A 507-nucleotide genomic window follows, 5' to 3' on the forward strand; every position below is an offset into this window, starting at 1 on the left:
CCTCGCCAAGCGCTTCCCCGAAGGCGTGCCGCCCATCCATGCCGAGCGCCTGGAATACGAGCTCGGCGTCATCGATAAGATGGGCTTCTCCGGCTACTTCCTCATCGTCGCCGAGGCCGATCGCCGCCGCGTCACCGCGCATCACTGGTTCAAGCCGGCGGCGGTCGTCGCCGAGGCCGATCGCCGCCGCGTCACCGCGCATCACTGGTTCAAGCCGGCGGCGGAGATGCGCGCCCTCTTCGCCGACCTGCCCGAGGCCTGCGACAACACGCTCGCCATCGCGCGCATGTGCACGGTGATGGCGGAGTCGAAAAAACCCGAACTGCCCATCTGCCCCAAGGTCCATCCGGGCAGCACGGAAACGGAAACCGTCGCCGCCATGGCCCGCGAGGGCCTCGCCAAGCGCTTCCCCGAAGGCGTGCCGCCCATCCATGCCGAGCGCCTGGAATACGAGCTCGGCGTCATCGATAAGATGGGCTTCTCCGGCTACTTCCTCATCGTCGCCGA

1 protein-coding gene is annotated in these 507 nt (G+C 67.7%); it reads left to right on the top strand.

Annotation, left to right across the window (positions count from 1 at the left end; all coding sequences use genetic code 11):
* Positions 1 to 507: hypothetical protein (locus AC1DWF_RS38970; protein WP_476843728.1), on the top strand; the 507-nt coding region annotated here is incomplete at both ends.

Source organism: Aminobacter sp. P4_D5, assembly GCF_056401815.1.